The sequence below is a fragment of the Kitasatospora sp. NPDC059747 genome (genome assembly GCF_042732955.1).
Classification (GTDB): Bacteria; Actinomycetota; Actinomycetes; order Streptomycetales; family Streptomycetaceae; genus Kitasatospora.
On the sequence record NZ_JBHWGV010000025.1, the window covers coordinates 17,066 to 27,049 of the forward strand.

Here is a 9,984-nt window from a genome sequence, read left to right on the forward strand (position 1 = left end):
CCGGCGCGGCGGGTGCGAGACCATGACCGGAAAGAGTGAGGATGTGCGCGCGCCTTGACGCACGGGCGAGCGGGTAGAGAACACCGAGACGGGCAACCGGGAGGCCGACGTGGCGGACCAGCGGGCGGAACCGAGCCGACGAGGGGTCCTCGGTCTGGGCCTGATGGCCGCGGCCCTCACCTCCTGCGGCACCCATCACTCCGACGAACCCGCGAGCCCCGCGCCCTCCCCCGACCCCGCCGGCGCGACCCCGCAGCGGGCCGGCCTCAAGGACGACCACCAGCCCGAGCAGTCACTGCCCGGCAACGCCGACTGGGAGATCACCAACCCCGGCCCGGCCGGCGCCATCGAGGGCTTCGCCGACCGCGTCAGCGTCCTGCCCGGCGAACCCGTCGGCCTGCACGTCTCCACACCGGCCGCCGCGTTCACCGTGTCCGCCTACCGGATCGGCTGGTACGGCGGCGCCCGCGCCCGCCTGGTGTGGCGCCGCGAACACGTGCCGGGCGCCAAGCAGCCCGCGCCGCACGTGGACGGCACGACCCGCACCGTCCTCACCGGCTGGCAGCGCACCCTCGCCGTCGACACGGCCGGCTGGCCCGAGGGCGCGTACCTGCTGCGCCTGGACGCCGAGGACGGCTCCGGCCAGCGCTACGTCCCGCTCACCGTCCGCTCGGCCGTCACCGCCGGGCGGACCGTCGTGGTGAGCGCCCCGGCGACGTGGCAGGCCTACAACGAGTGGGGCGGGTACAGCCTCTACAACGGCCCGACCGGCGGCCTCGCCACCCGCTCGCTGAAGGTCGTCTTCGACCGCCCGTACGACTACGACCACGGCGCCGGGCTGTTCCTGGTCTACGAGGCGCCGCTGGTCTCCTTCGCCGAGCAGCTCGGCATCCCGCTCGCGTACACGACCGGGATCGACGTGGCCCGCGAGCCCGCGCTGCTGCGCGGCGCCACCGCCGTCCTGTCGCTCGGTCACGACGAGTACTGGTCCCCCGAGCAGCGCGCCAACGTCGTCGCGGCCCGGGACGCCGGCACCAACGTGGCCTTCCTGGGGGCGAACTGCTGCTTCCGCCGGGTCCGGTTCGAGCCCACCGACCTCGGGCCGGACCGCACGGTGGTCTGCTACAAGGACGCCTGGGCGAGCGACCCCGGGTACCAGGCGGGCGCACCGGCCACCACCGACTTCCGCACCGGCCCGGGCGCCGACCCGGAGAGCTCGATGCTCGGCGTCATCTACGACGGCTACCCCGTGGACGCGCCCTACGTCGTCGGCGCGCCCGACCACTGGGCGTTCGCGGGCACCGGCGTCGCCGCGGGCGCGTCCTTCCCGCACCTGGTCGGCGTCGAGTACGACAAGGTGGACACCGCCTTCCCCGTCCCGCACCCGATCGAGGTCATCGCCCACTCCCCCGTCGTCTGCGAGGGCCGCCGCTCGCACGCCGACACCGCCTACTACACCGTCCCGAGCGGCGCCGGGGTGTTCGCCACCGGGACGATGCGCTGGGTGGAGACGCTCGACGCGCGCGGCCCCGGGGGCACCGGCGCCGACCACGGCATCGACGCCAAGGCCGGCGACCTGGTGCGCAAGGTCACCGAGAACGTCCTGCGCGCCTTCGCCGCCGGCCCGGCCGGCCGCACCCACCCCGCGAGCGACAACCTCGCCGCCGTCTACGGCGGGAAGTAACCCCGGCGGTCCATCGCGGTCGAACCGACCTCCGACGCCGCCGCACCCGCCCGCCGGCCGGGGCCCCGGGGCCGGGCCGTCCCGCAGCACGGCTACACTCGCACGGTCCGATCAGCAGATCACGGACGCCCGTGAGGCGGGGCACGGGCTCCGGCCGGAGAGCGCGGGTAGGGAACAGAGCATGGTCGAGGCCTCCCCCAAGGTCGTTGTCGTCGTCCCCACGTACAACGAGCGGGAGAACCTTCCGGTCCTGGCGGGCCTGCTGGCACAGCTGCCGGTGCCGAACCTGCACCTGCTGGTGGTCGACGACAACTCCCCGGACGGCACCGGCGAGCTGGCCGACAAGCTGGCGGCCGGCGCGGACGGCCGGATCGGCGTCCTGCACCGCACCGAGAAGGACGGCCTCGGCCGCGCCTACCTCGCGGGCATGGCCCGCGCCCTCGACGAGGGCGCCGACGTCGTCGTGCAGATGGACGCCGACCTGTCGCACCCGGCCACGGCGATACCCGAGATGGTCCGGACCCTCCTCACCGGCGACACCGCCGTGGTGCTCGGCTCCCGCTACGTGCCCGGCGGCTCGACCGCCTCCGAGTGGCCGTGGCACCGCAAGGCCCTCTCCGCGTGGGCCAACTTCTACGTCAACACCATCCTCGGCCTCGGCGTCCGCGACGCCACCGCCGGCTTCAAGGCCTGGCGGGCGGACACGCTGCGGGCCATCGACCTGCCGACCGTCCAGAGCAACGGCTACTCGTTCCAGGTCGAGATGAACTACCGCGTCGTCAAGCGCGGCATGACGATCCGCGAGGTCCCGATCCGCTTCGAGGAACGCGTCGAGGGCGCGTCCAAGATGAGCGTCGGCGTCCAGGTCGAGTCCGCCCTCGCCCCCTGGAAGCTGCGCCTGGACCGCCGCAACCCCTGACGCGGCGGTTTCCCGACCCCGCAGCGGGCAACCGGGTGCCCTCCGGCGCGATCGGCGGTGTGAACACCGGCTGCGGGGAAAGAAGGGCCTCATGGCCATCCTCCCGGAGTCCCTCACGGCCGCCGTCCGCCGTGGCGCCCGAGAACCGTTCGTCGTCCAGACCGTCCGGGCGACCGTGGCGGCCACCCTGTCCTACGCGGTGGCGACGCGGCTGAGCAGCGAGCCGGCCCCGCTCACGGCGCCGCTCACCGCGCTCCTGGTGGTGCAGGTCACCGTCTACTCGACGCTCAAGACCAGCATCCGCCGGGTCAACTCGGTGGTCGTCGGCGTGCTCATCGCGATCGGGTTCAGCGCCGTGGTGGGGCTCTCCTGGTGGAGCCTCGGGCTGATCATCCTGGCCTCGCTGACGATCGGCCGCTTCGTCCGGGTCGAGGAGTTCGTCCAGGAGGTCGCGATCAGCGCGATGCTGATCCTCGGCGTCACCAAGCTCGCCTCCCAGGCCTGGGACCGGGTCCTGGAGACCCTGATCGGCGCCGCCGTCGGCCTCCTGTTCAACCTGCTGTTCGCACCGCCCGTCTGGGTCGACACCGCCGGCGCCTCGATCGAGGACCTCGCCCGGCGCGCCCGGCAGCTGCTCCTGGACATCGCCGAGGAGCTGGGCCGCCCCACCCCCGTCGCCGTCGCCGCCGAACGCCTCCACGAGGCCCGCCGCCTGGACCAGGCGATCGCCGAGGTCGACGCGGCCCTGCGCCAGGCCGAGGACAGCCTCCGCTTCAACCCCCGGATCAGCGAGGGACTCCTCTCCCGCCTGGTGCTGCGCACCGGTCTGGACACGCTGGAGATCTGCGTGGTGGTCATCCGCGTCCTGGCCCGCTCCCTGACCGACCTGGCCAAGCGCCGCGAGCCCGGCGAGCGCCTGTTCGAACCGGACGTCGCCGTGGCCCTGGAGGAACTGCTGGCCCACATCGGCGGCGCGATGGTCAGCTTCGCCGTCCTCGTCACAACCCAGGTGAGCCGCAACGCTGAGGAGGCCGAGCAACGCCTGGCCGCCGAACTCGCGGCCGCCTGGACCTGCCGGGAGAACGTCGCCCAGCTCCTCCTGCGCCAGGTCCGGGAGCACCCCGAGGCCTGGCAGCTGCACGGCGCGCTCCTGGCCGAGGTGGACCGCATCCTCGACGAGATGGACCTGGAGCACCGCGGCCGCCGCCTGATGGAGGAACTGGACCGCGCCTCCGTGGCCAACCGGGCCCGCTTCTCCCGCTTCGCCGGCCTCCGGAGGTGGCTCCGCGGCGAGCGCCCCCGCCCGGCCACGAGCACCGGGCGATAACCGCTAAGGCATGAGCCACGGTTGCTGCGGCAGCGGGTGGCCGGTTTCGAGGTAGGTCTTCAGGTTCGCGAGGACGGCCGACCAGCCCGCGGCGGCCTGCTCCGCCCCGGTCTCGTCGGCGAGGTCCTCGTGGGTCACGGTGAGGCGGGTGAGGTCCTGCCAGCCCTCGATCCCGAAGGTGACCCGGGACGGGCCGGCCGGGTCCGGGCTGTCCGGGGAGTACCAGGTGGTGACGAGGTGGTGGGGGCGGGTGGCGGCTTCCACGGTGCCGGTGACGTCGGCGGTGCCGGAGTCGTCCGTGCGCCGGTGTTCCCAGGGGGCGCCGGGGAGCCAGGTGGAGACGTTGCGGTGGCCCCAGTAGACGGCGGACTCGTCGGCGCTGGTGAGGGCGTGCCAGACCCGCTCGGGGGTGGCGTGCAGGTAGACGGTGGTGCGGACGGCGGCGGGGGTCATGGCGCCTCAGCCCTCGGCCGCGGCGAGCAGCGGCCGGATCTCGATCTTCCCCATGGACATCATCGCCGCCATCACCCGGCCGGCCTTGGCGCGGTCGGGGTCGGCGATCAGGTCCAGCAGGACGCGCGGGGTGATCTGCCAGGAGAAGCCGTAGCGGTCCTTGAGCCAGCCGCAGGGGCCCGCCTGGCCTCCGTCGGCGGTGAGCTTGGCCCAGAGCTCGTCGATCTCCTGCTGGTCGTCGCACTCCACCTGGAGCGAGACGGCCTCGGTGAAGGAGAACTGGGGCCCGCCGTTGAGGGCCGCGTACGGCCGGCCGTCGAGTTCGAACTCGACGGTCATGACCGAACCGGCGGGCGCCGGGCCGCCGTCGAGGTAGTGGGTGACGTTGGTGATGCGGGAGTCGCGGAAGAGCGACGTGTAGAAGGCGGCGGCCTCTTCGGCCTGCTGGTCGAACCAGAGGAAGGTGGTGATTTTCTGCATGGACCCGACGCTAGCGGCGGGGTCCGACGGTCCGGCCCCGGGGGGCCGCGGCGGGGCGGGCGGGGCGGGGGCCGCGGCGGGGGCGGGGGCGGGCGCCCCGCGCTGAGGTCGGGGGGGGGCGGGCGGGCGCGCCCCCCGGCGCCCCAACCCCCCCCCCCCCCCCCCCCCCCCGCCCGGCGTGAGGCGCCCCCCCCCCGGCGGGGGGCCACCGGTTCGGCGCCCCCGGCCGTGGCTCGGGTCGGGTCAGGTCGGGTCGGGTCAGTGCACCCAGCCCGCGTAGCGGCGGACGAAGCGCTGGCCGGTGTGGGCGGTGACGACGACGTCGTAGCGGCCCTGCTTGTCCAGCGGCCAGGCGATGTTGGCCTGCTTGCCGGGCTTGACCCACACCGTCTGCGCGGTGCCCGCGAAGTCGTTGGGCGCGGCGGTGAAGGCGACGTCGGTCAGCCCGTCGTTGGCCACCTGGAGCGTGAGCTTGACGTCGCCGCGCAGGTCGGCGGTGACGATCGGCACGCCGATGTCGTTCTGGCCGCCCTGCCCGTCGCGGACGACGGTGCCGGCGAAGCGGCGGACGAAGCCGTCCGGGCCGTGCACCGTGAAGTCGTAGCGGCCGTTGGTCGCCGCGGCGTCCCACACGTAGGTGGCGGTGGCGCCGGGGGCGACGGTGAACGGCGTGCCGGCGAACGGGAGGACGATGTTCGGGTAGACGGTGTACGGGAAGGCCACCGAACCGTCGTTGCTCATCGTGCAGGTGACCTTGCCGCTCCTGCGGTCCACCTCGGCGTCGGCCCACGGCTGGTAGGGCAGCGGGCGGTGCGGGCGGTCGCCGCGCTCCGGGACGGGCATCGACTGGGCGCCGACGGCCGGCAGGGCGACGCCGGGCAGCTTGGCGCCCGCGTCGGCCCTGGCCATCAGGGCGTTGGTGTCGGGCAGCTTCGGGATCGAGAAGTCCGGTGCGGCGAAGTCGAAGCAGCTCGTGAGGTCGCCGCAGACGGCCCGGCGCCACGCCGAGATGTTCGGCTCGGCGACCCCGGTGACGACCTCCATGAAGCGCAGCACCGAAGTGTGGTCGAAGACCTGGGAGTTGACCCAGCCGCCGCGCGACCACGGGGAGGCGACCCACAGCGGCACGCGGTTGCCGAGGCCGATCGCCCGGCCCTGGGTGAACTCCTCGGGCGTGCCGGCCTCGGGGGTGGGCGGGACCATGTGGTCGAAGTAGCCGTCGTTCTCGTCGTACATGACGAGGAAGACGGTGTGCTGCCACACCTCCGGGTTGGACATCAGCGACTGGAGCGCCATGTCGACCCAGTGCGCGCCGTAGGCAGGGCCGGCCGCCGGGTGCTCGGAGAAGAGGTAGGGCGCGACGAGCCAGGAGATCGTCGGGAGGGTGCCGTCCTTGCAGTGGCGGTCGAAGTCCGTCGGGTCGAACTTCGTCATCGCGTTGACGTACCGCGGGTCGTCCGCGGGGAAGTCGTGGAACTGCTTGAAGTAGGACAGCGCGTTGTCGTCGTAGTCGCCGGTGCGGTCGTCCTTGCTGGGGTTGTGGTAGACGCGCCAGCTGACGCCCGCCTTCTCCAGGCGCTCGGCGTAGGTGGTCCAGTCGGCGACGGGGTTGTCGGTGACCGGCGTGTTGTCGATCCAGGGACCGGTGGTGCCGTCGCGGCCGGGGCCGGCGGTACCGGTCCACAGGTAGAGGCGGTTGGGGTCGGTCGGCCCGGCGAGGGAGGTGAAGTAGGCGTCGCAGAGGGTGAACGCGTCGGCGAGGGCGTACTGGTAGGGGATGTCGTCCCGGGTGAAGTAGCCCATGGTGCGCTCGCCCTTGGCGGCGATCCACTTGTTCATCGCGCCGTTGTTGATCGCCTGGTGGCCGGTGGCCCAGTCGTGGGCGAGGCCGCCGGCGTTCTGCGCGTTGTACTTGGAGGTGTCCATCCGGTACGGCAGCATCGCGCCGCCGTCGCTGCGGCGGGCGTCGGGCTGGCGGAACACGTCGGTGCCGTCCGGGAACTGGAGCGCCTGCTTGTCGCCGTAGCCGCGGACGCCGTTGAGCGTTCCGAAGTAGTGGTCGAAGCTGCGGTTCTCCTGCATGAGGACGACGACGTGCCGGACGTCCTTGACGGTGCCGGTGGGCGCGTCGGCCCCGGCCGCGGGGGCGGCGTCGGCGGGGGTCGTCGCGAGGCCGGTGAGCGCGACGGCGCCGGCCGCCGCGGTGGCGCCGACGAAGGTGCGACGGGAAAGTTCGGACATGGCGGACCGGCCTCTCAGAGCTGGAAGGTGGCGACGGCGGCGGCGGTGTCGGAGGGCCACTCGTTGGCCGCGGTGTTCGGCTCGGGCTGCGGCCAGTCCGCCACGAGGGTGTGCGCCTCGACGAGCTTGAGCGCGCCCGCGTACTGCACGTAGTCGATGCGGTCCTGCGGCTCGGGCTTGGCACCGCGTTGCTTGCGGGTGGGCGACCAGGTGGCGGCCGGGACCTTGACCGGGTCCGGGCTCTCCTCGCGCAGGGTGTCGGTCAGCCCGGCGGCCTGGAACTCCTTGCTGACGGGCCAGTTGACGGCTCCGACGTTGCCGTGCGCGGCGGCGGTGGCGGCCGTCCAGTCCAGGTGGGAGGGCGAGGAGAGCGCGCCGGCGAGCACCACCGGAGTGTGCTTGGCGACGTCGGCCCGGACGGCCGCAGCCAGCGCCTTGGCCTGCTTGAGCCGGACGGAGGCGTTCTCGGCGGCCTCGGCCTGCGCGGCGGTGCGGCCGTCCTGGATGCCGTACGGGCCGTAGTCGCTCTCGTCGAGGTGCGCGGCCCAGAAGCGGAGGGTCCGTCCGCCGGGCAGCCGCACGGTCGCCGCGGCGGCGGGCAGGTCGGCGGTCACCGGGGTGACGTCGGCCAGCGGGTGGCGGCTGAGGATGCCCACGCTGCCGGGGCTCTGGTAGGCGTACCAGCCGAGCGCGGTGGCGAGGGTCTGCGCCTGGGTACCGGCCGTCTCCTGGAGCGCCACGACGTCGAGGCCCTGGGCGAGCACCACGCGCACCTGCTTCTCCAGCGCGTCGGTGTAGCCGCTGCCGGCGTCGTGCAGGTTCCAGCTCGCGGTCTTCAGGCGCAGCGGCCCGGCCGGGTCGGCGACCGGGACCAGCACGGTGATCGTGTCGGTCGCGCCCGCGCTGTCCTTGACGCCGACGACGACGATCTCCGGGTTCGGGCCGGCCTTGGGGGCGGTGCCGGTGAGGGTGCCGTCCGCGCTGACCGAGGCCCAGGCCGCGCCGCCGGCCTTGCGGAAGGTCGCGGTGCCCGCCGGGTTGCCGGCCGGGCGCGACCACAGGCCGCCGAGCTTGACGGACACCGCGGCGCCGGGGGCGACGGGGGCGGTGGTCAGCGAGTCCACGGCGGCGTGCGGGCGCACGACGGCGGGCCTGGGGCGGAAGCTGAACGGCTCGGTCTGGGCGAGGACGCCGTAGCCGTCCTTGGCCAGCAGGTAGGCGGTGTACGGGCCGCCGGTGAGCGCCGAGGTGTCGAGCTGGAGGTCGCCGGAGCCGCCCGGGGTGTACTTCCACAGCAGGGAGGATCCGGTGCCGGGCTTGCGGCTGCCGTCGTAGATGCCGACCCAGTTCTTGGCGTCGGGGGCGTCGGTGGTCCAGTGGAAGGTGAGCCGGTCGCCTTCGGTCGGGTTGGCGGGTGCGGTGAGGTTCAGGGCGCTGCCTGCGGCCACGGTTGTCCTGTCCGCCGCCGGGGAGGCCGGGCCCGCCCGGAGTCGCCGGGGATCGTCGGGATCACCGGGTTCGGCGGGGCCGGTTCCGCGCGCGGCTGGTCACGGAGGCTGAGGGGGGAGCCACAGTTGGCTGTACAACTGTGGGCGCCCTCATTCACCCGAAGGCCAGCGACCGGAACGTGAACGACGCGTGACGCACCATCGGGAGGTTCGGGAACTCCGGGACTTGCGGGTGTTCGAGCGGCCTTCGGAGGATCTGCCCGGATTCCCCCGATACAGCCCCTGACCTGCGGCGATCCCGGCGGTATTCCACTGGCGGAGGCCCCGGCCGCCCCACTAGGCTCGGCGCGCCCGCCCCGCTCGGGGCGACGGCCCGACCGACCGGAGCGCGACGTACGCGCCCGGCGGCCCCCAGGAGTGGACCGATTCTGATGATGTGTGCGGTGTGCGGGGCTCGCCCTGCGGCGATCCCGAACCGGCGCTGCCTGAGCTGCGCCGAGGCCGACCCGACGTGGCCGAGGGCGTACCGCTCGCCCGTCGTACCGGCGATCCTCGCCTACGTGGCACTGGCCTTCAACATCCTGCTGGCCGTCCTCGCCGTCGGCGCCGACGTCACCGCCCTGGTCTTCTACTCCCTTGCGCAGGACCCGGGTTCGGACGTCTCGCTCGGCGACTTCGACACGCTGGAGAGCCTGGCCAAGGGGCTGGACGGGGTCGCCTTCCTGCTCCTCGCCCTGGGCGCGACCGCGTTCATCACCTGGTTCTACCGCGTGCGGCGGAACGCCGGCCTCTTCCTGCCGCTCGGCCACCGGCGCGGCACGGGTTGGACGATCGGCGCCTGGATCACGCCGATCGTCCAGTTCTGGTTCCCGCAGCAGCTCATGGCCGACAGCTGGGACGCGAGTGCGCCGGTGGACCGGGACGGCCGGCGCCGGCCGGTCGGGCACGGGCTGGTCTCGGCCTGGTGGACGGCGTGGCTCGTCTCGCTGCTCCTCTCCCGCATCGCCGACGATCTGGCCGGCCACTCCTTCGGCACGGTCGACCCGCAGGCCCTGCTCGTGGTCGACTCCGCCGCCGGGACGGTCCGCGCCGCGGCGGCCGTGCTGGCGATCCTCGTGGTGCGGCGGCTGACGGCGATGCAGGAGGAGCGGCGGGCGATGGTGAGTCCGTACGCGGCCGCGGCGGACGCCTCGGAGTTCGCGTTCGGGATCGGGCCGGTCGAGGAGGTCGTGACTCCCGCGGACGGCGCGAGGCCGACGGACGGCCTAAGGCCGACCGACGACGCGAGGCCGACGGACGCCGTCGGCGGGCACTGAGCCCGGAGACGGCGGCGGGCCCCGCCGGGCGGAGGCACCCCACCCCGCCCCCCCCCCACAGGCGAGGGGGCGCGGGGGGGGGGGGGGCGCAGGCCCCACGCGGGGGGCCCCGCTGG

Annotated in this window: 8 protein-coding genes; 4 read left to right on the forward strand and 4 right to left on the reverse strand. The window is 74.0% G+C overall.

The features are described 5' to 3' along the window. Nucleotides 1-163 precede the first annotated feature (163 nt). The 3 genes from ACFV4G_RS13685 (at nucleotide 164) to ACFV4G_RS13695 (ending at nucleotide 3,930) form a co-directional block, all read left to right on the forward strand. Entirely contained in the window at nucleotides 164-1,684 is a 1,521-nt protein-coding gene (locus ACFV4G_RS13685) for a N,N-dimethylformamidase beta subunit family domain-containing protein (RefSeq protein WP_380439911.1), read from the forward strand. A gap of 181 nt (nucleotides 1,685-1,865) precedes the next feature. After that, nucleotides 1,866-2,603, forward strand: coding sequence for a polyprenol monophosphomannose synthase (locus ACFV4G_RS13690; RefSeq protein WP_380439770.1), 738 nt, complete (start codon nucleotides 1,866-1,868; stop codon nucleotides 2,601-2,603). A 91-nt stretch (nucleotides 2,604-2,694) separates the two neighbouring features. Next, nucleotides 2,695-3,930: an aromatic acid exporter family protein gene (locus ACFV4G_RS13695; protein ID WP_380439772.1), complete on the forward strand. Its 1,236-nt coding sequence runs from the start codon at nucleotides 2,695-2,697 to the stop codon at nucleotides 3,928-3,930. Between the two features lie 3 nt (nucleotides 3,931-3,933). Here ACFV4G_RS13695 and ACFV4G_RS13700 read toward each other — a convergent pair whose 3' ends face one another. From ACFV4G_RS13700 to ACFV4G_RS13715, 4 genes are all read right to left on the reverse strand, one after another. Continuing rightward, nucleotides 3,934-4,383: an SRPBCC domain-containing protein gene (locus ACFV4G_RS13700; protein WP_380439774.1), complete on the reverse strand. Its 450-nt coding sequence runs from the start codon at nucleotides 4,381-4,383 to the stop codon at nucleotides 3,934-3,936. 6 nt (nucleotides 4,384-4,389) lie between these two features. After that, complete coding sequence (locus ACFV4G_RS13705) at nucleotides 4,390-4,863, reverse strand: VOC family protein (protein WP_380439776.1); 474 nt, start codon at nucleotides 4,861-4,863, stop codon at nucleotides 4,390-4,392. 258 nt (nucleotides 4,864-5,121) lie between these two features. After that, complete coding sequence (locus tag ACFV4G_RS13710) at nucleotides 5,122-7,104, reverse strand: phosphocholine-specific phospholipase C (RefSeq protein ID WP_380439778.1); 1,983 nt, start codon at nucleotides 7,102-7,104, stop codon at nucleotides 5,122-5,124. A 14-nt stretch (nucleotides 7,105-7,118) separates the two neighbouring features. Further along, nucleotides 7,119-8,552 carry an endonuclease/exonuclease/phosphatase family protein gene (locus ACFV4G_RS13715; RefSeq protein ID WP_380439780.1) on the reverse strand — a complete coding sequence of 478 codons (1,434 nt, stop codon included), beginning with the start codon at nucleotides 8,550-8,552 and terminating at the stop codon, nucleotides 7,119-7,121. Nucleotides 8,553-8,995: 443 nt separating this feature from the next. Here ACFV4G_RS13715 and ACFV4G_RS13720 point away from each other — a divergent pair, with 443 nt between their 5' ends. Further along, nucleotides 8,996-9,868, forward strand: a complete 873-nt coding sequence (locus tag ACFV4G_RS13720) for a DUF4328 domain-containing protein (RefSeq protein ID WP_380439782.1) — start codon at nucleotides 8,996-8,998, stop codon at nucleotides 9,866-9,868. Nucleotides 9,869-9,984 lie beyond the last annotated feature (116 nt).

Coding starts and splice junctions, on each gene's coding strand:
- ACFV4G_RS13685 (WP_380439911.1), top strand. CDS start 164: ATGGCCGCGGCCCTCACCTCCTGCGGCACCCATCACTCCGACGAACCC.
- ACFV4G_RS13700 (WP_380439774.1), bottom strand. CDS start 4,383: ATGACCCCCGCCGCCGTCCGCACCACCGTCTACCTGCACGCCACCCCC.
- ACFV4G_RS13705 (WP_380439776.1), bottom strand. CDS start 4,863: ATGCAGAAAATCACCACCTTCCTCTGGTTCGACCAGCAGGCCGAAGAG.
- ACFV4G_RS13695 (WP_380439772.1), top strand. CDS start 2,695: ATGGCCATCCTCCCGGAGTCCCTCACGGCCGCCGTCCGCCGTGGCGCC.
- ACFV4G_RS13710 (WP_380439778.1), bottom strand. CDS start 7,104: ATGTCCGAACTTTCCCGTCGCACCTTCGTCGGCGCCACCGCGGCGGCC.
- ACFV4G_RS13690 (WP_380439770.1), top strand. CDS start 1,866: ATGGTCGAGGCCTCCCCCAAGGTCGTTGTCGTCGTCCCCACGTACAAC.